This is a genomic window from Micromonospora antibiotica, assembly GCF_017599305.1.
Lineage (GTDB): Bacteria > Actinomycetota > Actinomycetes > Mycobacteriales > Micromonosporaceae > Micromonospora > Micromonospora antibiotica.
Map to the genome: position 1 here is coordinate 281,613 of NZ_JAGFWR010000003.1, position 23,456 is coordinate 305,068.

At 71.6% G+C, this 23,456-nt stretch carries 20 protein-coding genes; 3 read left to right on the plus strand and 17 right to left on the minus strand.

Going from position 1 to position 23,456, the window contains the following annotated elements; translation table 11 throughout:
• Window positions 1-4: 4 nt before the first annotated feature.
• From JQN83_RS09470 to araB, 11 genes are all read right to left on the minus strand, one after another.
• Window positions 5-1,294, minus strand: a complete 1,290-nt coding sequence (locus JQN83_RS09470) for a cytochrome P450 family protein (RefSeq protein WP_208566688.1) — start codon at window positions 1,292-1,294, stop codon at window positions 5-7.
• A complete protein-coding gene (locus JQN83_RS09475; RefSeq protein WP_088644175.1) occupies window positions 1,291-1,611 on the minus strand; it encodes a putative quinol monooxygenase in 321 nt (106 codons plus the stop codon). Before JQN83_RS09475 ends, JQN83_RS09470 begins: the two co-directional genes overlap by 4 nt.
• Window positions 1,608-3,887: an FAD-dependent oxidoreductase gene (locus JQN83_RS09480; protein ID WP_208566689.1), complete on the minus strand. Its 2,280-nt coding sequence runs from the start codon at window positions 3,885-3,887 to the stop codon at window positions 1,608-1,610. Before JQN83_RS09480 ends, JQN83_RS09475 begins: the two co-directional genes overlap by 4 nt.
• Before the next feature lie 233 nt (window positions 3,888-4,120).
• Complete coding sequence (locus JQN83_RS09485; protein ID WP_244252069.1) at window positions 4,121-5,143, minus strand: LacI family DNA-binding transcriptional regulator; 1,023 nt, start codon at window positions 5,141-5,143, stop codon at window positions 4,121-4,123.
• Window positions 5,144-5,149: 6 nt separating this feature from the next.
• The gene (gene araA / locus JQN83_RS09490) at window positions 5,150-6,655 is read right to left on the minus strand and encodes an L-arabinose isomerase (protein ID WP_208566690.1); all 1,506 of its coding nucleotides are present in this window, start codon (window positions 6,653-6,655) and stop codon (window positions 5,150-5,152) included.
• A 31-nt stretch (window positions 6,656-6,686) separates the two neighbouring features.
• Window positions 6,687-7,679: a galactofuranose ABC transporter, permease protein YjfF gene (gene yjfF / locus JQN83_RS09495; RefSeq protein WP_208566691.1), complete on the minus strand. Its 993-nt coding sequence runs from the start codon at window positions 7,677-7,679 to the stop codon at window positions 6,687-6,689.
• Complete coding sequence (locus tag JQN83_RS09500; RefSeq protein ID WP_208566692.1) at window positions 7,676-8,746, minus strand: ABC transporter permease; 1,071 nt, start codon at window positions 8,744-8,746, stop codon at window positions 7,676-7,678. Before JQN83_RS09500 ends, yjfF begins: the two co-directional genes overlap by 4 nt.
• Window positions 8,743-10,290, minus strand: a complete 1,548-nt coding sequence (locus JQN83_RS09505) for a sugar ABC transporter ATP-binding protein (protein ID WP_208566693.1) — start codon at window positions 10,288-10,290, stop codon at window positions 8,743-8,745. Before JQN83_RS09505 ends, JQN83_RS09500 begins: the two co-directional genes overlap by 4 nt.
• Window positions 10,291-10,352: 62 nt before the next feature.
• Window positions 10,353-11,366, minus strand: a complete 1,014-nt coding sequence (locus JQN83_RS09510; RefSeq protein ID WP_208566694.1) for an ABC transporter substrate-binding protein — start codon at window positions 11,364-11,366, stop codon at window positions 10,353-10,355.
• Window positions 11,367-11,533: 167 nt separating this feature from the next.
• On the minus strand, window positions 11,534-12,211 hold the full coding sequence (locus JQN83_RS09515) for an L-ribulose-5-phosphate 4-epimerase (protein ID WP_208566695.1): 678 nt from the start codon (window positions 12,209-12,211) through the stop codon (window positions 11,534-11,536).
• Window positions 12,208-13,905, minus strand: coding sequence for a ribulokinase (araB, locus tag JQN83_RS09520; RefSeq protein WP_208566696.1), 1,698 nt, complete (start codon window positions 13,903-13,905; stop codon window positions 12,208-12,210). The genes JQN83_RS09515 and araB overlap by 4 nt, the downstream gene beginning before the upstream one ends.
• Before the next feature lie 384 nt (window positions 13,906-14,289).
• Here araB and manD point away from each other — a divergent pair, with 384 nt between their 5' ends.
• The 3 genes from manD to JQN83_RS09535 all read left to right on the plus strand — a co-directional run bounded on the left by manD (window position 14,290) and on the right by JQN83_RS09535 (window position 16,407).
• Complete coding sequence (gene manD / locus JQN83_RS09525; protein WP_208566697.1) at window positions 14,290-15,498, plus strand: D-mannonate dehydratase ManD; 1,209 nt, start codon at window positions 14,290-14,292, stop codon at window positions 15,496-15,498.
• Between the two features lie 89 nt (window positions 15,499-15,587).
• Window positions 15,588-15,965 carry a hypothetical protein gene (locus tag JQN83_RS09530; protein WP_208566698.1) on the plus strand — a complete coding sequence of 126 codons (378 nt, stop codon included), beginning with the start codon at window positions 15,588-15,590 and terminating at the stop codon, window positions 15,963-15,965.
• A 145-nt stretch (window positions 15,966-16,110) separates the two neighbouring features.
• On the plus strand, window positions 16,111-16,407 hold the full coding sequence (locus tag JQN83_RS09535) for a hypothetical protein (protein ID WP_208566699.1): 297 nt from the start codon (window positions 16,111-16,113) through the stop codon (window positions 16,405-16,407).
• Between the two features lie 24 nt (window positions 16,408-16,431).
• On the opposite strand, the gene JQN83_RS09540 is transcribed toward JQN83_RS09535, so the two are convergent.
• From JQN83_RS09540 to JQN83_RS09565, 6 genes are all read right to left on the minus strand, one after another.
• On the minus strand, window positions 16,432-16,842 hold the full coding sequence (locus tag JQN83_RS09540; RefSeq protein ID WP_208566700.1) for a VOC family protein: 411 nt from the start codon (window positions 16,840-16,842) through the stop codon (window positions 16,432-16,434).
• Window positions 16,843-16,852: 10 nt separating this feature from the next.
• Complete coding sequence (locus JQN83_RS09545; protein ID WP_208566701.1) at window positions 16,853-17,296, minus strand: helix-turn-helix transcriptional regulator; 444 nt, start codon at window positions 17,294-17,296, stop codon at window positions 16,853-16,855.
• Between the two features lie 67 nt (window positions 17,297-17,363).
• Window positions 17,364-19,484 carry an alpha-glucuronidase gene (locus tag JQN83_RS09550; protein ID WP_208566702.1) on the minus strand — a complete coding sequence of 707 codons (2,121 nt, stop codon included), beginning with the start codon at window positions 19,482-19,484 and terminating at the stop codon, window positions 17,364-17,366.
• A complete protein-coding gene (locus JQN83_RS09555) occupies window positions 19,481-20,164 on the minus strand; it encodes a DUF624 domain-containing protein (RefSeq protein ID WP_208566703.1) in 684 nt (227 codons plus the stop codon). Before JQN83_RS09555 ends, JQN83_RS09550 begins: the two co-directional genes overlap by 4 nt.
• Window positions 20,161-21,714 carry a GH39 family glycosyl hydrolase gene (locus tag JQN83_RS09560; protein WP_208566704.1) on the minus strand — a complete coding sequence of 518 codons (1,554 nt, stop codon included), beginning with the start codon at window positions 21,712-21,714 and terminating at the stop codon, window positions 20,161-20,163. Before JQN83_RS09560 ends, JQN83_RS09555 begins: the two co-directional genes overlap by 4 nt.
• Window positions 21,715-21,803: 89 nt before the next feature.
• The gene (locus JQN83_RS09565; RefSeq protein WP_307799126.1) at window positions 21,804-23,414 is read right to left on the minus strand and encodes an ABC transporter substrate-binding protein; all 1,611 of its coding nucleotides are present in this window, start codon (window positions 23,412-23,414) and stop codon (window positions 21,804-21,806) included.
• Window positions 23,415-23,456: the final 42 nt, after the last annotated feature.

Here is a 23,456-nt window from a genome sequence, read left to right on the forward strand (position 1 = left end):
GGGATCAGACGGTACGGGTCGGCTCGGTGGGACGGGGGCGACTGGCCGGCGGGTACGACACCGGCGGCGCGGAGGCGGTGAACCGGACCGGCAGCTCCAGCAGCCCCCGGAACGGGGACGCCGCCGGCAACCGGCGCAGCTCGGCGGGCGGCACCCCGAGGCGCAACCCGGGCAACCGGCGCAGCAGTGCCGCCAGGGCGATCTGGGCCTCCATCCGGGCCAGCGAGACCCCGAGGCAGTAGTGCACGCCGTGGCCGAACCCGAGGTGCGGGCCACGGACCCGGCGCAGGTCCAGCCGGTCCGGGTCGACGAAGTGCGCCGGATCGTGGTTGGCGGCGTTGAGCACCACCCCGACGATCGACCCGGCCGGGATGCGTACCCCCTGGTATTCGACGTCCTCGGTGGCGACCCGGGGGCTGGCCACCGGCAGCGGGCCGTCGAAGCGCAGCAGTTCCTCGATCGCCGAGGGCAGCAGGTCCGGGGTGTCGCGCAGCAGGTCGAGCTGGTCGGGGTGGGTCAGCAGGGCCACCGTCGCGTTGCCCAGGAAGTCGGCGGTGGTCTGGTGCCCGGCGAACAGCAGCAGAAAGGTGGTGGTGACCAGCTCCGCCTCGGACAACCGGCCGTCCTGGTCGCAGGCGTCGATCAGCGCACTGATCATGTCGTCGGCCGGGACCGCCCGTTTGGCGGCCACCAGCTCCACCAGGTAGTGGTGCAGCCGTACCTGCGCCTCGCCGACCGCCGCCCGCTCCTGCGCCGGGGGTCGCCGCGCCGACCCGGAGGTCCGGATCACCTGCGTCCAGTCCAGCACCCGCTCCTGGTCGGCCCGGGGCACCCCGAGCAGCTCACAGATCACCACCATCGGCAGCGGGATCGCGAAGTCGTGCATCAGCTCGGCCCGGCCCTGCGCGACGAACCCGTCGATCAGGTCGTCGACGATCTGCCGCACCCGGGGGCGCAGCGCCTCGATCCGGCGCGGCGCGAACGCCTGCGACACCAACCGGCGCAACCGGGTGTGCTCCGGCGGGTCCGCGTTGAGCATGTTGCGGTTCAACGCCTCGGAGTTCGGGCCGAAGAGTTGCAGGTAGTGCTGCCCGGGGCCGTAGAGGTCCTTGGACAGCCGGGGGTCGGTCAGCGCCGTACGCGCGTCGTCGAACCGGGTGAGCAGGTACGAGTCGAACCGGGGCGAGCTGACCGGGCAGACCGGGGCGTCCGCGCGCAGCCGGGCGAAGGACGGGTAGGGGTCGACGGCGAACTGCTCGGTGTAGAGCTGCGCTGCGGGCACCGGCTCGGTCATCTGGTCTCCTCGGGCGCGCTGGGCATGCTGTGCAGCACCTGGTAGGTGTGTCGTTCGGCGGATTCCCGCAGGTCGCGGACCACCCGCAGCAGCCGGTCACGGTGCTCGCTGCGGCCGAAGGCGTCCAACCGTTCCCGGTCCGCCCAGTCGCTGATGATCAGGTAGCTGCGCGGGTCGTCGGCGTCGCGGACGAGGTCCTGGCGCAGGCACCCGTCGAGCTGCCGGATCTGCTCCGCCGCCGAGAGCCACTCCGCCTCGAACCGCTCCGCGCAGCCCTCCCGGGTACGCATGGCGAGTACCGTGCGCACCGGCGTCATCGCGCACCCCCGAACACCAGGTGCAGGTTCTTGCGCAGCGCGTCGGCGTCGACCGGTTGGCTGCGGAAGCCGACGTGCCCGTCCGGGCGGACCAGGTACAGGGCGGTGCCGGTCACCCCGTACCGGGCGCGGAACTCACCCCCGGCGTCGCGCAGCACCGGCGGCGCGAGCAGCCCCGGGTCGTCGGCGTCCGGACTGATCAGCAGGTACGCGTCGACCTCACCCCGGGTCAGGGCACGGACGTCGGCGCAGAGCCCCGACACGGCCGCCACCGCCGCCGGTTCGGCCGAGGCGTCGGCGTAGACCAGCAGGGTGTGCCGGGTGCCGCCGGTCAGCTCGCGCAGCCGCAACGGGTGCCCCACCCCCCGCCGGGTCAACCCGCCCAGGTCGGGGGCGCACTCACCGGGGCGCGGGCCGGTACGCAGCGCTTCGGGATCGGTCACGCACTCCCCGACCAGCGGGCTGTCGGCATAACTGAGCAGCAGCGACATCTCCTGGCGGAACTGCCGTTCCAGGTCGGCGCGGTCCAGTTCGTCGGTGAACGCCATCCGAACCGCCCGGCCGACGATCTCCTCGCCCTCCGGGCGACGTTCGGCCTCGTAACTGTCGAGCAGGCCGGGGGCCGCCAGCCCCCGCGCCGCCAGCGCCACCTTCCAGGCCAGGTTCCAGGCGTCCTGGATGCCGGTGTTCATCCCCTGTCCCCCGGCCGGCGGGTGCAGGTGGGCCGCGTCACCGGCGACGAAGACCCGGCCGTGGCCGTACCGGTCGACGATGCCGTGGCTGATCCGGAACACCGACGACCAGCGCAGGTTCGCCGCCCGGGTGCCCGGTGGGGCCAACCGGGTGAGCGCCACCTGCACGTCGTCGAGGGTCGGCTCGGCCAGCTCCTCGCTGAACCCGGGCGGGGCGTCCCGACCGCCGGTCTGGGCGAAGAACCGGGGTGGCGCGAGGGTCGCGATCCGGTACCGGCCCGCACCGCGCAGCGGTACGCAGACCAGCATCCCGTCCATCTGACCGTCGGTCTCGTGCAGGAACCGCAGCAGGTGCCCCGGTGGCATGTCCCAGTTCACCTCGACGTCGGCGAGCATGAACAGCTGCGGAAACCGGCCCAGCCCGCCGGAGAACGTCAGCCCGAGCAGGTCACGGACCCGGCTGTGCGCGCCGTCGGCGCCGATCAGGTACTGCGCCCGGACCGTCTGGGTGCCGCCCCCGGCGAGCGCCAGGGTGGCCAGTACGCCGTCCGCGCCCTGGGTGAACCCGGTCAGCTCCGCCCCGCGCTGCGGCCGTACGCCGAGGGTCGCCAGCCGCTCGGTGAGGATCCGCTCGGTCTCGTACTGGGGCAGGCCGAGGTGCGCGTACGGCAGGTCGGGCAGCTCCCAGCTCATCCGGTGGGTCTGGGTGCCGTTGACGAACACCACGTTGCCGGTGAGCCAGATCCCGGCGTCCATCGCCTCCCGCGCGATGCCCTGCTGCGCCCAGATCTCCATCGTGCGGCAGTGCACCCCGATCGCCTTGTCCGCCTGGCCGGGCGGGGCGGCCCGCTTCTCCACCACCTGGCAGTCGATGCCGCGCCGGGCCAACTCGACGGCGGCGGTCAGCCCGGTCGGCCCCGCCCCGACGATCAGTACGTCCGTTGTCGTGTGCACGTCGGTCTCCCTACCGGTACTGGCTGCCCGGCCGGTGCCGGGATGAGCCGCGAGGTGGAACAGTCGGCGGCGGAAGTCGAGCAGGAACGGCGCGATCGGCCCGGCTTCCTCCCGCGCGTGCGCCGGGTTGGCCACCCAGCGGTGGAACTCCGCCTCGGTGCGCCACTCGGCGAAGATGTGATGGACGTCGGTGTCGGGCTCGCGCAGCAGCTCCTCGCGCAGGTAGCCGGGGACCCCGGCCATCCGGGCGGTCACCTCGGCGTGGCCGCGGTGGAACTCGGCGAGCCGGGCGGCCGGGACGGTGACCTCGACGTCCACCAGGAGCGTCGGGTGCCCGCCGGGCCGGTCGCGCATCACCCGCCGGTCGGCGGCGGTGGGCGGCGCGCACCCGGCACGCAGGGCGTCGGCGAGGCCGGCGGCCACCGGGCCGCGCTCGTAGTCGAGCAGGGCGTCGTCGTCGACCCACTCGGTGGCGATGACGAACGTACGCGGGTCGTGCGCGTCCACGAACAGGTCCCGACGCAGGTTGCCGGGCAGCCCGTCGAGCTGTGCCGCAGCCGTGCGCCAGGCCGACCGGACGGCCTGTTCGGCACCGGGGCGCGCGCGGATCCGGAGCATTGTCCTGATCATGGAGTCTCCTTGACGGCCTGCCCGTGACGAGGGTCCCGACCGCCGGGGCCTGCACCGGCGCGTCGTCGCTCGACCCTGTCGCAGCGCGCGTCACCCCGGCGTCACCGGCCGGGCGACCCGGGTCGACCACCGTTGACGCCGCCGGGACGGCCCACCCGCCCGGACCGTTCCCGCCGCCGGACGCACAACGACGGCCGGTACCGCACGCGCACGGCGGGACCGGTCGGGGTGGCTCAGGGGCGGCGGTTGCCGCTGCTCGCGCGGACGACGAGGACCGGTTCGACCTGGGGTCGGGGCGCGTCCGCGCCCGCACCGTCGAAGAGTTCCAGCAGCGCCGCCACGCACCGCCGGCCGACCTCGTCGAAGTCCTGCCGCACGGTGGTCAGTGGCGGGGAGAGGTATTCGGCCTCGGGGATGTCGTCGAAACCGACCACGCTGACGTCTTCGGGAATCCGGGCGCCCCGCTGGTGCAGGGCGCGCAGCAGACCCAGCGCCTGGTGGTCGTTGGCGCAGAAGACCGCCGTCACGTCGGGGCGCTCCACCAGGGACTGGCCCAGCTCGTAGCCGGCCCGGGGGCTCCAGTCGCCGACGATGACCGGCGGGACGCGGCGGCCCGCCTGCTCCAGGGTCTGCCGCCACCCGTCGACCCGGTCGCGGGCCTCCAGCCAGTCCCGGGGCCCGGCGATGTGCCACACCGTCTCGTGGCCGAGGTCGAGCAGGTGCCGCACCGCCAGCCGGGCCCCGGCCACCTGGTCGACGGAGATGCTGGGCAGTTCGCCGCGTTCCCCGCTGGCCTCGACCACCACCGCGGGCACCCCGGTGGGCAGGCCGTGCACGGCGACCGACGCCGTCATCATCGGGGTGATGACGACGACGCCGGCCACCGACTGCTCGGTCAGCGCGTCGATGGCCGAGCGCATCCCGCTACGGTCCAGCCGCTCCAGGGTGACGATGCTGATGCCGTACCCGGCGGCGCGGGCGGCCCGCTCGATGCCCAGCAGGGTGGCCGCCGGGCCGAACAGGATGGTGTCGAAGCTGACCACGCCGATGACCCGGGAGCGGCGGCCGGCCAGCCCCCGGGCCAACGCGTTGGGCCGGTAGTTGAGCTGGTGCACGGCACGCAGCACCCGCTCCCGGGTCTCCGGCCGAACGCTCGGGTGGTTGTTGAGCACCCGGGACACGGTCTGGTGCGACACCCCGGCGAGTTGCGCGACGTCGCTCATCACCGCGGCGCGTTCGGGCCGCTGCTGGCCCATGGCGGGTCAGAAACCCCGGGCCAGGCGGTAGTAGGCCTGGTTCCAGCGCAGCTCGTCGGCGAACCGGCGGGGGGTCGTGTCGGCGTCGATGACGACCAGTTCGGTGCCGACCATCTCGGCGAGGTCGTGCAGCTCCTCGACCCCGACGGCCTGGGACAGCACCGTGTGGTGCGGGGCGCCGGCGGTGAGCCAGGCCTCCGCCGACGCGGCCAGGTCCGGCCGGGGCCGCCACACCGCCCGCGCCACCGGCAACTTCGGCAGCGGGTACGGCGGCGCGACCACGTCGATCTCGTTGGCGACCAGCCGGAACCGCTCCCCCATGTCGGCCAGGCCGAGCACCACGGCCGGGCCGGGCTGGGCGTCGAAGACCATCCGGACCGGGTCCTCCCGGCCACCGATACCCAGCGGGTGGATCTCGACGTTCGGGGTGGCCGCCGCGATGGTCGGGCAGACCTCCAGCATGTGCGCCCCGAGCACCAGTTCCCGGCCCGGGGTGAGGTCGTAGGTGTAGTCCTCCATGAACGAGGTGCCACCGGTGGTGCCGACGGACATCGACTTGAGCGTGCGCACCAGCACCGAGGTCTTCCAGTCGCCCTCGCCGCCGAAGCCGTACCCGTCGGCCATCAACCGCTGCACGGCCAGGCCGGGCAGCTGACGCAGCCCGCCCAGGTCCTCGAAGTTGGTGGTGAAGGCGCGGAACCCACCGGCGTCGAGGAAGTCGCGCAGCCCCGCCTCGATCCGGGCGGCGTAGCGCAGCGAGTCGTGCCGGTCGCCGCCGGAGCGCAGCGCGGCGACCAGGCGGTAGCTGTCGTCGTACTCCTTGACCAGGTCGTCGATGCGCGCGTCGGCGACCGCGTCGACGGCTTCGACCAGGTCGTTGACCCCGTAGGTGTTGACCGAGACGCCGAAGCGCAGCTCGGCCTCGACCTTGTCCCCCTCGGTCACCGCGACGTCGCGCATGTTGTCGCCGAAGCGGGCCAGCCGCAGCGACCGCATCTCGGCGTGCCCGATCGCGGCCCGGGTCCACGCGCCGATCCGGGCGGCGACCCGGGGGTCGCTGACGTGCCCGGCGACGGTCTTGCGGGCGACACCGAGCCGGGTCTGGACGTACCCGAACTCCCGGTCGCCGTGGGCGGCCTGGTTGAGGTTCATGAAGTCCATGTCGATCTCGGACCAGGGCAGTTCCACGTTGGCCTGGGTGTGCAGGTGCAGCAGCGGGGTACGCAACGCGTCCAGCCCCGAGATCCACATCTTGGCCGGCGAGAAGGTGTGCATCCACGCGATCACCCCGACCGCACCCTGGACGGCGGCGTCGCGGCAGACGGCCAGGATCTCGGCGCTGGAGGTCAGCACCGGCTTCCAGACCACCCGGGCCGGGACGGCCGGGTCGGCGTCGAGCCGTTCGGCGATCCGTCGGGACTGCTCGGCCACCTGGCGCAGGGTCTCCGGGCCGTACAGGCCCTGGCTGCCGGTGAGGAACCAGACCTCGGCGACCGGGGATGGGTTGGTCATGGGCGTTGCCTTCCGGTGGGACTGGCGAGGGTCACTTGGTACGGATACCAACGAGGCGTTGGAGCAGGATGAACACGAACAGCAGGCCACCAATGACGATCTTGGTCCACCACGAGTTGAGCGTGCCGTCAAAGGTGATCAACGTCTGGATGATGCTGAGCACCAGCACCCCGAGCAGGGTGCCGAAGACGTACCCGGAGCCGCCGGTGAGCAGGGTGCCGCCGATGACGACCGCCGCGATCACGTCCAACTCCATGCCCACCGCGATCAGCGGGGCACCCGACAGGGTGTAGAACGACAGCAGGATGCCGCCGATCGCCGAGCAGAGGCCGCTGATCGTGTAGACCGCGATCTTCGTACGGCCCACCGGCAGGCCCATCAGCAGCGCGGACTGCTGGTTGCCGCCGATGGCGTACACGTTGCGCCCGAGCCGGGTGTACGCCAGCACGGCCGCCGCCACGGCCACCACCGCGACGGCGATCAGCGCACCGACCGAGACGAAGTTCTCGCCGAGGTGGATGCGGTGCTGGGCGGCGCTGGTCCAGAACCCGTCGGTGATCGGGATCGAGGTGGTGCTGATCCAGGTGCACACCCCCCGGGCGAAGAACATCCCGGCGAGCGTGACGATGAACGGCTGGATGTCGAAGAAATGGATCACGCAGCCCATCGCGAACCCGAGGATCGGGCCGAGCAGCAACGCGATCACCAGCACCAGGGCGGGGTGCAGGCCGTTGCCCAACAGGGAGGCCGACACCATCGCCGTCATCGCCACCACCGACCCGACCGACAGGTCGATGCCCCCGGTGAGGATGACGAAGGTCATCCCCACCGCGACGACCAGCAGGAAGCCGTTGTCGATGAAGACGTTGAAGACGACCTGGATGTTGGAGAACGCCTGGTACTGCGCAACACCGATGGAGTACATAACCAGCAGCAGCGCTGCGGTGGCGAGCACCGGCACGTGCCGGGGTGGCACCCGCCACCAGGCACGGCCCGGGCGGGCGGCCAACGGGGTCGTGGTCATGCCGGAACCTGCTCCTTCTCTGTGCCGACCGGCTCCACCGGAGTCACCGGGACGCTGCGCCGACGGCGGAACCGCGCCCGGAAGGCCGGGGCCTGGATGAGACAGACCACGATCACCACGACCGCCTTGAACAGCAGGGACGTCTGCGGGTCGATGTTCATGGCGTACACCGAGGTGGTGAGGGTCTGGATGAGCAACGCGCCGACCACCGTGCCGCCGAGGTAGAACCGGCCGCCGGCCAACGCGGTGCCGCCGATGACCACGGCCAGGATGGCGTCCAGCTCGACCCAGAGCCCGACCGCGTTGCCGTCGGCGCTGGAGACGTTCGCCGTCATCATGAACCCGGCGATGGCCGCGCAGGCGGCGCTCACCACGTACACCAGGAAGGTGATCCGCCGGGAACGGATGCCGGCCAACCGGCTGGCCTCGGCGTTGCCGCCGACCGACTCGATGATCATGCCGAGCGCGGTACGCCGGGTCAGCACCGCCACCAGCAGGGTCACCGCGAGGGCGATGACGATCGCGAACGGCAGGGTCAGCAGGTGCCCCACCCCGATCACCTTGTAGGGCCCGCTGTTGATGGTGATGATCTGCCCTTCGGCGATCAACTGGGCCAGGCCCCGGCCGGCCACCATCAGGATCAGCGTGGCGATGATCGGTTGGATGCCGATGCCGGCGACCAGGATGCCGTTCCAGGCACCGAGCAGCAGGGCCACCCCGAAGCCGAGCGCCACCGCGGTGAGCACCACGCCCAGACTGTTCTGGTCGGGCTGCTCGCTGATGTAGAGGCAGGCCACCGCACCGGCGACCGCCGCCACCGCACCCACCGAGAGGTCGATGCCGCCGGTGGCGATCACCAGGGACATGCCCAGGGCGACCAGGATCAGCGGGGCGCTGAGCCGGACGATGTCGATCAGGCTGCCGTAGAGGTGGCCGTTCTTCAGCTCGATCGACAGGAAGCTCGGCCGGTAGACGGCGTTCGCGACCAGCAGCAGCACCAGCACCACGAGCGGCCAGAACAGCCGGTGGCTGGTGACGCCCGCAGCGCGGGCCCGTACGGTGCTCATGCCGGCACCGACCCTTCCTGGGAGCTGCCGCTGGCGATGACCTGCATGACGCGGGCGGCATCGAGGCTGTCGTCGTTGGTGAGTTCGGTGACCAGCTGCCGGTCGCGCATCACGGCGACCTTGTGGCTGAGCCGCAGCACCTCCTCCAGCTCGGCGGAGATGAACAGCACCGCCATTCCGCCGTCGGACAGCTGCGCCACCAGACGCTGGATCTCGGTCTTGGCGCCGATGTCGATGCCCCGGGTCGGCTCGTCGAGGATCAGCAGCCGGGGTTCGGTGATCAGCCACCGGGCCAGCAGCACCTTCTGCTGGTTGCCGCCGGACAGGTTACGCACCGGCATCTCCGGATCGGCCGGCCGGATGCTCAGCGCCTTGATCCAGTGCTGGACCAGTTCGTCCTGCCGGCGGCGCGGCACCGGCCGCAGCCAGCCCCGGGCCGCCTGCATGGCCAGGATGATGTTCTCCCGCACCGACAGCTCACCGACCAGTCCCTCGGTGCGGCGGTTCTCGGAGCAGAACGCGATGTCCCGGTCGATGGCGGCCACCGGGTTGCGGATCGCCACCGGGGCACCGTCCACGGCGAGCCGGCCGGCATCGGCGCGGTCCGCGCCGAAGAACAACCGGGCCACCTCGGTACGCCCCGAGCCGAGCAGGCCGGCCAGGCCGACCACCTCGCCCTGGTGGATGGTGAGGCTGAACGGCGCGACGGAACCGGACCGGCCGAGCCCGTCGGCCGCCACCAGGGGGGTGCCCTGTTCGAGGGTCGCCCGGTCGCCGCCGCTGGTCGCCTCGTCGAGGCGTTCCAGGGCGTCCAGCTCCTTACCGATCATCTTCTCCACCAACGCGATCTGCGGCAGTTCGCTGGTGAGGTACTCGCCGACGAGCCGGCCGTTGCGCAGCACGGTGATCCGGTCGGCGATGGCGTACACCTGGTCGAGGAAGTGGGTGACGAAGATGATCGCGATGCCGTCGTCGCGCAGCTGCCGCATGATCCGCATCAGCTGGGCCACCTCGTCGGCGTCCAGGCTGGAGGTGGGCTCGTCGAGGATCAGCACCCGGGCCCGGATGTCGACGGCGCGGGCGATCGCGACCATCTGCTGCACGGCCAGTGAGTAGTTGCCGAGCAGTTCGCTGACGTCGATGTGCAGGTCGATGCGGGCCAACAGCTCCTGCGCCCGGCGGCGCATCTCGCGCCAGTTGACCGCGCCGAGCCGGCGCGGCTCCCGGCCGATGTAGATGTTCTCCGCCACCGACAGGTTGGGTAGGAGGTTGACCTCCTGGTAGACGGTGCTCACCCCGGCGGCGGTGGCCTGCATCGGGCCGGAGAAGGAGACCTCGTCGCCGTCGAGGGTGATGGTGCCGGAATCGGTGCCGTAGACGCCGGTCAGCACTTTGATGAGGGTTGACTTCCCGGCGCCGTTCTCGCCCATCAGGGCGTGCACCTCACCGGGAAAGAGCCGCAGGTCGACGCCGTCGAGGGCGCGGACCCCGGGGAAGATCTTGCTGATCGCGGTCATCGTCAGGACCGGATGCCTCTCCGACATCCCACCGAACCTTTCGTCGGAAGCGGAGGCCGCCGCGCCGAACGCGGCGGCCTCCGGTCGGATCAGTACTTCCGGTTGGGCAGGGCCGCCTTGGCCTGCTCCTGGGTGAAGGTGGTCTCCTCGGTCTCGACCCGGGCCGGGACCTCCTCGCCGGCCTTGACCTTCTTGGCCAGGTCCATCAGCTGCGGGCCGAGCAGCGGGCTGCACTCCGCGATGAAGTTGAACTTCCCGTCAGCAAGCGCCTGCATGCCGTCCTTGACCGCGTCGACGGTGATGATGGTGATGTCCTTGCCGGGCGTCTTGCCCGCCGCGGTGATCGCCTCCAGCGCGCCCAGGCCCATGTCGTCGTTGTGCGCGAAGAGCACGTCGATCTTCGGGTTGGCCTTGAGGAACTGCTCCATGACCTGCTTGCCGCCGGCCCGGGTGAAGTCACCGCTCTGCGAGGCGACGACCTTCAGGTTGGGGTTGGCGGCGATCGCCTCGGCGAAGCCCTTCTTGCGGTCGTTGGCCGGGGCCGCGCCGGTGGTGCCCTGGAGCTCGACGATGTTCACCGGACCGGCCGCGGACGCCTTCTCCTTGACCAGCCACTCGCCGGCGAGCTTGCCCTCCTTGACGAAGTCCGAGCCGATGAAGGTCTTGTAGAGGCTCTTGTCGGCCGAGTCGACGGCCCGGTCGGTCAGGATCACCGGGATCTTGGCGTCCTTGGCCTCCTTGAGCACGGTGTCCCAGCCCGACTCCACCACCGGCGAGAAGGCGATCACGTCCACCTTCTGCTGGATGAAGTTGCGGAGCGCCTTGATCTGGTTCTCCTGCTTGCCCTGCGCGTCGTCGAACTTCAGCTCGATGCCGGCCGCGGTGGCGGACTCCTTGATCGAGTTGGTGTTCGCCGTCCGCCAGCCGCTCTCCGCGCCGACCTGCGAGAAGCCCATGACGAGCTTGCCGTTGCCGCTGCCGCCGCTCTTGTCGTCACCGCCGGTGTCGCTGTTGCCGCAGCCGGCGAGTCCGCCGGCCAGCAGGCCGACGGCGAGCATCGCGCCGAGGCCACGCCGGGTGAGGGTAATACCGGTCTTCGCCATGTGAAGACTCCTTGTACGGGGATGAGGTGGGGGATGGTGCTACTGCGGGAAGGACCGGCCGGACGGCACGCCGGACGGACCGGACCTTCCAGGGGTGGTGCATCGGGTTGCGGTGGATCGACCGGTCCGCACGGGGCGGCCGGTGGCGAGGACGGGCGGGGCCGCGGTTACGGCCCCGGTTGCCCGTAGACGTTCTGGTAGCGGTGATAGAGGGAGTCGATGTCGGCCTGGGCCATCGGCACGGGGGTGCCGAGCGACCGGGCCAGGTACGCGGTCCGGGCCACGTCCTCGCACATGACGGCGGCCTTCACCGCCGAGCGGGCGTCCCGGCCGATGGTGAACACGCCGTGGTTGCGCATCAGCACCGCCGGTGAGCGGTGCCCGGACAGGGTCGCCACGATGCCCTTGCCGATGTCGTCGCCGCCGATGAGCGCGAACGGACCGACCGGGATCTCGCCGCCGAACTCGTCGGCCTGGGCGGTGAGGTGGCACGGGATCGCCTCGCCGCAGGCGGCCCAGGCGGTGGCGTACCCGCTGTGGGTGTGCACCACGCCGCCGACCTCGGGCATCGCCCGGTAGACGTAGGCGTGGGCGGCGGTGTCGCTCGACGGTGACAGGTCACCGTCGACCACGACCCCGTCGAGGTCGCAGACGATCATGTTGTCGGGCCGCAGGTCGTCGTAGGACACCCCGCTCGGCTTGATCACCATCAGCTCCCGGCCGGGCACCCGGGCCGAGACGTTGCCCGCCGTCCAGGCCACCAGGTTGTAGCGCACCAGCTCGCCGTGCAGGGCGGCCACCTGCTCGCGCAGCCGGGCCACCTCGGCGTCGAGGTCGAGGGTCATGCCGGCACCTCCAGGGGGTGGGTGGTCGGGTCGGCCGCGGGGTTGACGGCGGGGCGGCGGGCCGCGTTGCGGATCGCCCGCAGCCGCAGCAGCACGTCGTCGCCGCCCCGACCGAAGTGGTCGTGCAGCCGGCGGTACTCGGCGTAGAGCGCGTCGTAGGCGCGGGCCCGCTCCGGGTCGGGCCGGTAGACCTCGCGGTCGACCCGACCCATCGCCGCCGAGGCGGTCGGCACGTCGGGGTACGCCCCGGCCGCGACCGCCGCGTGGATCGCCGACCCGAGGGCCGGACCCTGCGCCGAACCGATGATGCCCAGCGGACGCCGGGTCACGTCGGCGTAGATCTGCATCAGCAGGCTGTTGTTGGTGAGCCCGCCGGCCACGATCAGCTCGTCGACCGGGACGCCCGCCTCGGCGAACGCCTCGATGATCATGCGGGTGCCGTACGCGGTGGACTCCAGCAGCGCGCGGTAGACGTCCGGCGGCCGGGTGGCCAGGGTCAGCCCGACGAGCACCCCGCTGAGGTCGTGGTTGACCAGCAGGGAGCGGTTGCCGTTCCACCAGTCCAGGGCCACCAGGCCGTGGGCGCCGACAGGCTGGGCCGCGGCGGCGGCGGTCAGCTCCTCGTGGGAGGCGAACCCGGCGGGGGCGGCGTGCTTGACGTACCAGCCGAAGATGTCACCGACGCCGCTCTGGCCGGCCTCGTAGCCCCAGGAGCCGGCGCTGATCCCGCCGTCGACCACCCCGCACATGCCGGCGACCTCGGCCCGCTCGGTACCGTTGACCACGTGGCAGGTGGAGGTGCCCATGATGGCGACCAGCCGGCCGGGGGTCAGCGCCTGCGCGGCGGCGGCGGTGACGTGGGCGTCGACGTTGCCGACGGCCACCGCGATCCCCTCCGGCAGCCCGGTCCAGGCGGCGGCCTGCGCGGTCAGCCCGCCGGCCCGCGCGCCGAGCTGCGCCAGCGGCCCGTCGATCTTGGCGACGAAGTCGGCGAAGCCGGGGTTCAGCGCGGACAGGTAGGCCGGGGACGGGTAGTGGCCGTCTTGGAGCAGCCCCTTGTAACCCGCGGTGCAGACGTTACGGGTCTCGACGCCGCACAGCTGCCAGACGATCCAGTCGGCGGCCTCGATCCAGCGCTCGGCGCGGGCGTAGACCTCCGGGTCCTCCTCCAGCAGCTGCAGCCCCTTGGCGTACTGCCACTCGGCGGAGATCTTGCCGCCGTAGCGGCCGATCCAGGACTCGCCCCGGGAGTGGGCCAGCGCGTTGATCCGGTCGGCCTGCGGCTGGGCGGCGTGGTGCTTCCACAGCTTCACCCAGGCGTGCGGGCGGGTACGCAGGTCCGGCAGCTCGCACAGCGGCGTGCCGTCGGCCAGGGTGGGCAGCACGGTGCAGGCGGTGAAGTCGATGCCGATGGCGACCACCTGGGCCGGGTCGACGCCGCTCGCGGCGAGCGCGGCGGGCACCGCCTCGCGCAGCACCTCGCGGTAGTCGTCCGGGTCCTGCAGCGCCCAGTCGGCCGGCAGGGGCTGGCCGTCCGCGGCGAGCGTCGTCTCCATCACCGCGTGGCGGTACTCGTGCACCGCCGTGCCCAGCTCGGCGCCGTCGCCGACCCGCACCACCAGCGCCCGACCCGACAGCGTGCCGTAGTCGACGCCGACGACGTACCGGTCCTGCGGGTTCGCGCCTGCATCCATGCCGTTCTCCGTTCAATCGTTGGGGGCAAGTGTTAGCGCTCACATGGAATCCGTCAAGGCGCATCCATGTAACACTGCCGTAACCATCCTGAGCGGCCCCGGCACGGCATCCACCATCACCGCTGCGACCAGCCATCGAGCAGCCGGCATGCGACGACCAGGTGAGCGGTCACATCCGTTCGTCCAGGCCCGCCCTTGACACGCCCGCGCGGGCGGTTCCAGACTTCGGGGCGACCACGTGGCGGGCCGACAGCCGGGCCGGACGGGCGACGACGGATGCCATCCGGCGTCGTCGCCGCCCACCGGCCACCCACGCGGAACGGACCACGGCCTTCGTCCGCGCGGCGGACCACACGGCCTTCGTCGCCACCCGAAGGAGGCCGTGTGCGGATCGTCGACGCCCGGGTCATCGTCACCTGCCCGGGCCGCAACTTCGTCACCCTCAAGATCGTCACCGACGAGGGGGTCACCGGCGTCGGTGACGCCACCCTCAACGGCCGCGAGCTGGCCGTCGCGTCCTACCTGCGCGACCACGTGGTGCCGCTACTGATCGGGCGGGACCCGGCCCGGATCGAGGACACCTGGCAGTACCTCTACCAGGGCGCCTACTGGCGACGGGGGCCGGTGACGATGAGCGCCATCGCCGCCGTGGACACCGCGCTGTGGGACATCAAGGGCAAGGTCGCCGGCCTGCCGGTCTACCAACTGCTCGGCGGCCGGTCCCGCGACGGGGTCACCGTCTACGGGCACGCCAACGGCGAGACCGTCGAGGACGTGCTGGTCGAGGTCGCCCGCTACGTCGACCTCGGCTACCGGGCCGTCCGGGTGCAGTGCGGCGTGCCCGGCCTACCCAAGACCTACGGGGTCAGCACCGACAAGCTGTTCTACGAGCCGGCCGACGCGGCCCTGCCCAGCGAGGCCACCTGGTCCACCGCGCGTTACCTCGCGCACGTCCCGACGGTCTTCGCCCGGGTACGCGACGAGTTCGGCCCCACCCTGCGGCTGCTGCACGACGTGCACCACCGGCTCAGCCCGATCGAGGCCGCCCGGCTCGGCAAGAGCCTGGAACCGTACGCGCTGACCTGGATGGAGGACCCGGTCCCCGCCGAGTTGCCGGAGGGCTTCCGGCTGATCCGGCAGCACACCACCACCCCGGTCGCCGTCGGCGAGGTGTTCAACAGCATCTGGGACGCCGCCCAGCTCATCCGGGAACAGCTCATCGACTACATCCGCACCACGGTGGTGCACGCCGGTGGGATCACCCACCTGCGACGCATCTTCGACCTGGCGGCGCTGCACCACGTGCGCAGCGGCTCGCACGGGGCCACCGACCTCTCCCCCGTCTGCATGGCCGCCGCCCTCCACGTCGACCTGGCCATCCCCAACTTCGGGCTGCAGGAGTACATGCGGCACACCGACGCCACCGACGAGGTCTTCCCGCACGGCTACCACTACGCCGACGGCTACCTGCACCCGGCGGAAACCCCCGGCCTCGGGGTGGACATCGACGAGCAGGCGGCGGCCCGCTACCCGTACGCCCCGGCGTACCTGCCGGTCAACCGGCTGGAGGACGGCACCGTCCACCCCTGGTGAGCGCGGGACCGCCGGGGACGTCTGGGCATCCGACCCACCGGGGTCTACCGTACGTATGCAGGCGGTCACACCGGAGTGGGGATGGTGCCATGACGACAGCACGGACCGGCGCGGGTCGGGCCCGGACGGGCCGGCTTCTCGCCACGACAGTCGCGGTGGCGGTGGGGGTGGCCGGCGGCCTGTCCGCCGGGACGCCGGCCCGCGCCGGCTCGAACGGGCAACAGGTCTACTTCGACTGGGGTCCCGCCTGGGGCCGCGCCACCCTCGAGGGCACCAACAACAACGGACAGTACGTGACCTCCCCGTCGATCTACCTCGGCGCCACCGGCTACGGGGCGTTGAACGACTGGTGGTGGAAGGGGTGGGTCACGGTGCACTTCTACTACGCCGACGGGGCCAGCCGGGACAGCCGTACCTGCTGGGTACCGACCGAGCAGAGCGGTTCGGACTGGACCTCCTGCTTCTGACGGCCACCGCCGCTCCCTCCGGCGGCAGAAGACCCGGCCCGCGCGCCTGCGGCCGCCGCCAGCCACGTCGACGCCACGGTCAGAAGAGGTGAACATGCGGATACCGACGAGAATCGGCAGGATCGCTGTCGGTGCGGCCGTCACGATGGCCGCCGTGACGGCCGCCGCCCCGCCCGCGGTGGCCGGCTCCAACGGTCAGCAGATCGCGTTCAACTACAGCGGCCCGGCCTACGGGTTCGTCTACCTGGAGGGATACAACCAGTCAGGCGACTGGGTCTACTCCCCCTCGATCCCGCTCGACTCGTCCGGCTACGGCCAGCTCTACGGCTGGTGGTGGCGCGGGTTCGTGACCGTCAACTTCTACCATTCCAACGGGACCTGGGCCCGGGGCAGCACCTGCAACGTACCGATCGACCAGTGGGGCGACTGGACCTACTGCTGACCGACCACCCCACCGGACGGGCAGTCAGCGCAGCTCCTTGACCCGGATCAGGTTGCCGGCCGGGTCGCGGAAGGCGCAGTCGCGCACCCCGTACGGCTGGTCGATCGGCTCCTGGACGACCTCGGCGGCACTGGCCTGCACCGTCTCGAAGGTGCCGTCGAGGTCGGGGGTGGCCAGCATGAGCCAGCCGTAGGTGCCCTTGGCCATCATCTCGGCGATGGTCCGGCGCTCCTCGTCGGTGACCCCGGGGTCGATTGCCGGTGGGGCCAGCAGGATCGACGTTCCGGGCTGGCCGGGTGGCCCGACGGTGATCCAGCGCATCTTGCCCGAGCCGACGTCGTTGCGGACCTCGAAGCCGAGGATGTCGCGGTAGAAGACCAGCGAGGCGTCCGGGTCGTCGTGCGGCAGGACGCAGGTGTCGATGGTGAGATCCATGCCGCTCACGCTAGGTGATGATGGTGGCGGGTGCTTCTCGATTCCTGACCGGTCGGGTCACCTGTTTGGTCAGGCACGGCGGCAACTGGGCCGACCCCTGCGCCGCCAACGCCCGGTAGCTGCTCGGCGGCATGCCGACCAGCTCGGCGAAGCGGGTGCTGAAGGTGCCCAGCGACGAGCAGCCGACCGCGAAGCAGACCTCGGTGACGCTGAGGTCGCCCCGACGCAGCAGCGCCATCGCCCGCTCGATGCGCCGGGTCATCAGATAGGAGTACGGTGACTCGCCGTAGGCGCGGCGGAACTGCCGGCTCAGGTGACCGGCCGACATGTGCACACCCCGGGCGAGCGCCTCGACGTCCAGCGGTCGGGCGTACTCCCGGTCGATGCGGTCCCGCACCCGGCGCAGCCGGGCCAGGTCGCGGAGCTGCTGGTCGGGGGCGGATCTGCTGCTCACCCCCGTGATCGTGCCACGTCCCGGCGTCCGGTGGGTCGGCCCACGCCGGCCGGATATGCGGCGCTGGTCAGTGGATGCGGCGGCCCCGGGCGTCGGGCACCCCGGACTTGCGGAAGAAGTACGTGTTGACCTGGTCCCGCCACTCGGTCGCACAGCGCAACTGCTCGTCGAAACGCTCGACGACCCGGTCGTACACCGCCTGGTCGATCACCCCGGCGAGCCGGGTCCACCGGTCCCGCATCGCCACCACCTCCGCCACCCCGGCGAAGTGCGTGTCGTAGATGTGCTGGATGACGGTGACGCCGCTGTGCAGGACGTGCGAGTAGGGCACGTGGTGGAAGAAGAGCAGCAGCTCGTCCGGGCACCGCTCCAGCGACTCGTACACCTGGGACCAGGGCGGCGGGTACTGGCCGGCGAAACCGGTGCCGGTCGCGCAGGTCCGGTCCACGCCGACGCCGTCGCGGTCGGCGAAGTGGTAGGTGCCCCACCGGCTGTACTCGTAGCCGTCCACCCCCGGCCCGTAGTGGCCGGCCGGATTGACCATGAAGCCGACCCCCAACGGGGCGGTGTAGCGCTCGTAGGTGCGCCAGGAGTCGTCGAGCACCGCGTGCAGCGTCTCACGGACCAACGCCGGGTCACCCACCGTCGACGCCGGGAAGGTCAGGTCGATCCACTCGTCGAGGATCGCGTCGGCCGCCAGGCCCGGATCCCAGGCCAGCCGCCCGAAGGCGTACAGGTTGGCCTGGGCGAGCGGGTGCCCGCACCAGAACGGGTCGTCACCGACGTTGGCGACGGCGACCAGGTCACCACCCCGGTGCGGCCCGGGACCGGGCACGTCCGCCAGCACGTCGGTGACGCTGCGCTCCGCCGGCCCCCACGGCCGGAAGGCCAGCACCTCGTGCCACCAGGGGGCGAGGTAGCACGCGTGCCACTGCTGGCCGGTGTACTCCTGGGTCACCTGCAACTCCACCGCGACCCGGGTGGCGGGCATCGCCGCGATCACCGGCGACACCGGCTCCCGGGGCTGGAAGTCGACCGGGCCGAACTTCACCTGGAGGACGACGTTGTCGGCGAACCGCCCGTCCAGTGGGGCGAAGTGGTCGTACGCGGCGCGGGCCCGGTCGGTCGTCCGGTCCCGCCAGTCCTGCCGGTGGTCGTAGACGAACGCCCGCCAGTGCACCACTGCCCCGTGCGGGGCGAGCGCGGCGGCCAGCAGGTTCGCCCCGTCGGCGTGGTCACGCCCGTAGCTGAACGGGCCGGGCTGCCCCTCCGAGTCGGCCTTCACCACGTACCCGCCGAAGTCGGGGATGCGCGCGTGGACCCGGCGGGTGGTGCTCTCCCACCAGTCCCGCACCCCGTCGTCGAGGGGGTCGGCGGTGGGCAGGCCACCGAGGACGACGGGAGCGGCGAAGGTCACCGACAGGTGCACCCGGATGCCGTACGGGCGCAGCAGGTCGGCGAGGTCGACCACGTCGTCGAGCCGGTCGGTCAGCAGCCGCGCCTCGGTCAGCCCCACGTTGACGTTGTTCACCGAGATCGCGTTGACGCCGCAGGCGGCGAGCAGCCGGGCGTACGCCCGCAGCCGGTCCCGGTCGCCGCGCGGGCCGCCGTCGCGCCAGAAGATCGAGCCACCGGCGTAGCCGCGTTCCACCTGCCCCATCACCGGGTGCACGGCCACGTTGTCCCAGTGGTCGAGCATCCGGCGGCGCAACGCGGGTCGGTGCGCCCGCGCCGGGTGGTCCCCGGTGTGCGCGGCCTCGCCGAGCCGGACCAGGTGGAACAGCCCGTACAGCAGCCCGGCCGGGGCGTCGGCCAGCACCACCGTCACGTCGTCGACCCGGGTCAGCAGGAACCCCTCGTCGCCGAGCGGCCCGTCGGGGGTCGGGCCCGCCGTCACGGCGGCCGGCACCGCCGACGGCAGCGGTCCCGGGTCACGCAGGGCGAGCACCAGGTCGACGGGGTCGACCGCCGACGCGCCGTCGGTGCCGGTGCGGTCCACCCGTCCGCCGTGTGCGGCGCAGGCCTGCGCCACCTCGGCGAAGACCGTGTCGACCAGCAGACCGTCGCCGTGCACCAGCACCCTGCGTACGCCGAGGGGCCGCCACGCCTGCGGCGGCAGCCAGGCGGGATGCGGCCGGGGTTCCCCGGCGCCGCTCTCTGCGGCCGGGACGGTGACGGGCCTGGTCATCCGGTGAAGTCCTTCCGCACGATGTCGGTCATCGCCGTGGCGACCCGCAGGTACGCCACGACGAACAGCACGGCCAGCAACGCCAGCAGCGCCTCGGAGAAGAGCACGGTGAGCGCCGCGGCGGCGGCCAGCAACAGCAGGTTGCCGACGGTGACGCCCGGGGTGCGGATCAGGAAGTGCACCGCCAGCCGCAGCACGTCGCGGGTGCGGAAGGTGAACAGCGAGGCGATCACCAGGGCGTTGCCGCCGATCAGCACGAGCAGCACGCCGAGCCCGACCAGCGGCACCGCCCAGCCGGCCGGGACGCCCGCGGCGGACAGGTGGGTGAGGTTGACCCCGAGGACGGTCAGCCACAGCAGCAGCGGCACCCAGAGCCGCAGCACCTGCGGCAGGTTGGCCCGGTAGCCCTGCCAGAACCGGGCCGCGGGGTGCAGGTCGGTCAGGTCGGGGCGTTGGTGGTGCAGGGCGTACAGAGCGGCGGAGACCGCCGGGCCGACGGGGAGCAGGCAGACCGCGACCAGCGGCAGGTTGCTGGCGTCCCGGCCGAGCAGGAGCAGCGGGACCAGTCCGGGCAGGGTGACCAGTGCCAGCAGCAGCCCGACGACGAGCACCGTGTAGATCGACGCGGCGGCCCGCGACAGTGGACCGTCGCCGAACTCCCGCCAGGGCTGCGCGCTCACGACCGCTCGTCCCGGTCCGTCGGCGGGGTGCGTTCGGTGGGGCCGCCGAGCAGCCGGGCCTCGTCCCACCACGGCGGGGTCTCGTCGCGCACCGCCGCCAACTCGACCAGGGTGACCTCGTGCCGGGCCAGCGTGAGGTCGAGGTCGACCCGGCCGGCGGTGACCGGCAGGGCCCGGTGGGAGCGGGTCGGCTCGGCGGCCTCCCGCAGGCTGTCCAACTGCCCGGGGCGGGGAGACCGGGGACGGCCCATCTCGCTCCAGGCGGTCCAGGCGTTACCGGCCTCCTCGCTGACCGACGAGCGGAGCAGGAACACCGACGAGGCACCGGGCGGGCCCACCGGCACCGACAGGGCCAGCGGGTGCCGGTCGGGCACCGGCGTGTGGCCCGTCACGTCCACCGGCGCCCAGGCCAGCACGGCGACCCGGCCGTCGGGATGCCGGGTGACCAGGTGGTCCGCACCGCGCGCCAGCACCTCGTCGCCGAGGCGGGCCATGAAGGCGTACAGGTGGTAGGTGGGTTTCTTGATCTGCCGGTGGGTGAGCAGGCCGAACCCGCCGTGGAACAACGCGGTCGGCACCCCCGTCTCCTCGAACATGTCGCTGAACGTCCAGTACGAGAAGGAGTCGACCAGGTCGCCGCCGGCCGCCAGCACCGGGGCGAGGTACGCGGCATGGAAGGCCGTGTCGTGGATCGGGTTGTCCGGCCGGTAGGAGGAGTTGAACTCGGTGATGTGCACCGGCAGCTCCGCCAGGGCGGTGCCGTACAGGTGCCGCCGGGGCGCGGCGAACTGCTCCAGCAGCGACGACGCCGGGGCCAGCGTCTGGTGGGTGCCGAAGGGTACGTGCTGGGCGGGACCGGAGGTGTAGGCGTGCCGGCTGACGAAGTCGACAGGCACGCCGCGTGCGGCGACGAAGTCGGCGAAGGGTTCCAGCCAGTCGTCCGCGCCGGGTGAGATGGCCGGGCCGCCGACCTGCAACCCGGCGTCGACCTCCTTGACCGCGTGCGCGGTGACCTCGTAGAGGCGGTGGTAGGCGTGCCGGTCCGCACCCTGCCAGAAGTCGGGCAGGTTGGGCTCGTTCCACACCTCGATCGGCCAGCCCCGCACCTCGTCGAGGCCGTACCGGTCGACCAGGTGGGCCACCGTGGCGCGGACCAGGTCGGCCCACTCCGACCAGCAGCGGGGCGGGGTGACGTTGCCCTGCCACCAGAACACCGTCTGCCCGCCGGAGGCCAGCGCCTCGGGCATGAAGCCCAACTCCACGAAGGGTCGGATGCCCAGCCCGAGGTAGGCGTCGACGACCTGGTCGACGTACGTGAAGGAGTGGTGCACCCGCCGTTCGCCGCCGTGCTGGTAGGGACGGTGGACGCCGACGCCGTCGCTGAGCAGGCCGTGCCCGCGGATGTGCCGGAAGCCGATGTCCTGCTGGATCAGGGCCAGCGAGTCCTGGTAGTCGCGGCGCAGGGCCAGCTCGAAACGCCCGGTGCCGACACAGTGCCGCCAGGCGTCGGTGAGCCGCCCCACGGGCTGGGCGGGAACGGTGATCCGCATCGTGGTCGTCCTCCGGTGGTCGCCGCGTCGGTGACCGGTCCGGCCGGGCCCGTGGCAGGGCCCGGCCGGACCGGGTCGGACCGGGTCGGTCAGCCGTTGTCCTTCTCGAACCGCTCGTGCGCCTTGTTGACCAGGCCGATGTACTGGTCGGCGTTCTTGGCCTTCAGCTCACCGACGTAGGCGTCCCACTCGGTGAGGGGACGCTGGCCGAGGATGAACTTGAGCGTGTTCTGCACGACGTGGTCCTTCAGCGGGGTCTCCCACAGCGACGCCTGCTCCCGCTCCTCGTCGGTGAGCGGGGCCGGCGGGTCCACCGGCAGCGGCGTCCGGGCGTTCATCACCTTCTGGAACTCCATCTCCTCCGGCGAGAAGAACGACTGCACCAGGTCGAGCTTGCCGCCGTAGGAGAACACCCCGTTGCCGAAGCCGAAGTCCTTCTGCAGGTGCTTGCTGCCCTTGGGGTTGAGCCCGATCATGTCGACGTCGGGGTTCAGGGTGTACTTGCCGGCGTCCTTGGTGAAGGTGGTGCCCTCGACGCCCCACTTGGCGAACTCCTGACCGGCGTCGGAGTAGTACAGCCAGTCGATGAACTGCATCATCGCCACGAAGTTCTTGCTGTCCCGGGCCTTCTTGGAGATCATGATGCCGTTCTCCAGCCGGCTGGCCGGGTTGATCTCGCCGGCCGGGCCGACCAGCATCGGGATCTTCGTCAGCTTGGCGTTCGGCAGGGTCTTGGCCAGGTCGGGGCGGTAGTCGTTGACCAGGCTCTGGGCGTTGCTGCCGATGACGAAGGACTTGCCGTTGGCGAGCTTCTGCCGGGCCTGCTCATCGGTCTGGGTGAAGCTCTCCGGGTCGAGCAGCTTCTCGGCCACCAGCTTGTTGAGGTAGACGATCACCTGCTTGTACTGCTCGGTGGCGCCGGTGTAGACGAACTTCTTCGCCGCCGGGTCCCAGGTGGCGGGGTTCCAGCTCCAGCCGGTCCGGAGGCCGTGCGCGGCGCCGACGATGCTCAGCAGTTCCCCGCCCGGGTTCGGCTTGCTCCACCGGTCCGAGTACGGGTACGAGTCGGGGTAGCGCGCCTTCATCGCCTTGAGCACGGTGTACAGCTCGTCCCAGGTCTTGGGGATCTGGAGGTTGAGCTGCTGGAGGATGTCGGTGCGCACCGCGATCGAGTATTCCGCCCACGGCTTCTCGTGCAGGCCGGGCAGCAGGTAGAACTTGCCGTCGGACTGTCGCAGCGTGTCGAACTCCGGTTGGAGGTTCCACTTGGCGATCTTGTCCTTGAGGTTGGGCATCAGGTCCAGGTAGTCGCTCACCGGCAGGATCGCGCCGGAGGAGACGAAGGCGTTCTCCGACGGGTGGTAGGTCTTCGGCATGATCAGTGGGGCGTCGCCGGCACCGATCAGCAGGCTGCGTTTCTGCTCGTAGTCGCTCAGCGGCACGGCCACCGGTGCGAGCTTGACGTTGGTCCGCTTGGTCAGCTCCGACCAGAACAGCCAGTCGTCCTTGAGCGGATAGTTCGGGTGGTTGTTGTAGAGAATGGAGAAGGACAGCGGTTCGCTGGCCTTGAACTGCTTGTCGATCCCGTAGTCGGCCATCGCGCCGGCCCGGTTGCCGTCGAGGTTCTTGGCCTCCGGGGCGTCATCGGAGCAGGCCCCGACGAGGGTGAGGGTGAGCAGCCCGGCAGTGGCTATCGCCACGCGGCGCCACGTCCTGTGGAACATGGCTCGTCCTTTCGATCG

Coding starts and splice junctions, on each gene's coding strand:
- JQN83_RS09470 (WP_208566688.1), bottom strand. CDS start 1,294: ATGACCGAGCCGGTGCCCGCAGCGCAGCTCTACACCGAGCAGTTCGCC.
- JQN83_RS09475 (WP_088644175.1), bottom strand. CDS start 1,611: ATGACGCCGGTGCGCACGGTACTCGCCATGCGTACCCGGGAGGGCTGC.
- JQN83_RS09480 (WP_208566689.1), bottom strand. CDS start 3,887: ATGATCAGGACAATGCTCCGGATCCGCGCGCGCCCCGGTGCCGAACAG.
- JQN83_RS09485 (WP_244252069.1), bottom strand. CDS start 5,143: ATGGGCCAGCAGCGGCCCGAACGCGCCGCGGTGATGAGCGACGTCGCG.
- araA (WP_208566690.1), bottom strand. CDS start 6,655: ATGACCAACCCATCCCCGGTCGCCGAGGTCTGGTTCCTCACCGGCAGC.
- yjfF (WP_208566691.1), bottom strand. CDS start 7,679: ATGACCACGACCCCGTTGGCCGCCCGCCCGGGCCGTGCCTGGTGGCGG.
- JQN83_RS09500 (WP_208566692.1), bottom strand. CDS start 8,746: ATGAGCACCGTACGGGCCCGCGCTGCGGGCGTCACCAGCCACCGGCTG.
- JQN83_RS09505 (WP_208566693.1), bottom strand. CDS start 10,290: ATGTCGGAGAGGCATCCGGTCCTGACGATGACCGCGATCAGCAAGATC.
- JQN83_RS09510 (WP_208566694.1), bottom strand. CDS start 11,366: ATGGCGAAGACCGGTATTACCCTCACCCGGCGTGGCCTCGGCGCGATG.
- JQN83_RS09515 (WP_208566695.1), bottom strand. CDS start 12,211: ATGACCCTCGACCTCGACGCCGAGGTGGCCCGGCTGCGCGAGCAGGTG.
- araB (WP_208566696.1), bottom strand. CDS start 13,905: ATGGATGCAGGCGCGAACCCGCAGGACCGGTACGTCGTCGGCGTCGAC.
- JQN83_RS09530 (WP_208566698.1), top strand. CDS start 15,588: ATGACGACAGCACGGACCGGCGCGGGTCGGGCCCGGACGGGCCGGCTT.
- JQN83_RS09535 (WP_208566699.1), top strand. CDS start 16,111: ATGGCCGCCGTGACGGCCGCCGCCCCGCCCGCGGTGGCCGGCTCCAAC.
- JQN83_RS09540 (WP_208566700.1), bottom strand. CDS start 16,842: ATGGATCTCACCATCGACACCTGCGTCCTGCCGCACGACGACCCGGAC.
- JQN83_RS09550 (WP_208566702.1), bottom strand. CDS start 19,484: ATGACCAGGCCCGTCACCGTCCCGGCCGCAGAGAGCGGCGCCGGGGAA.
- JQN83_RS09560 (WP_208566704.1), bottom strand. CDS start 21,714: ATGCGGATCACCGTTCCCGCCCAGCCCGTGGGGCGGCTCACCGACGCC.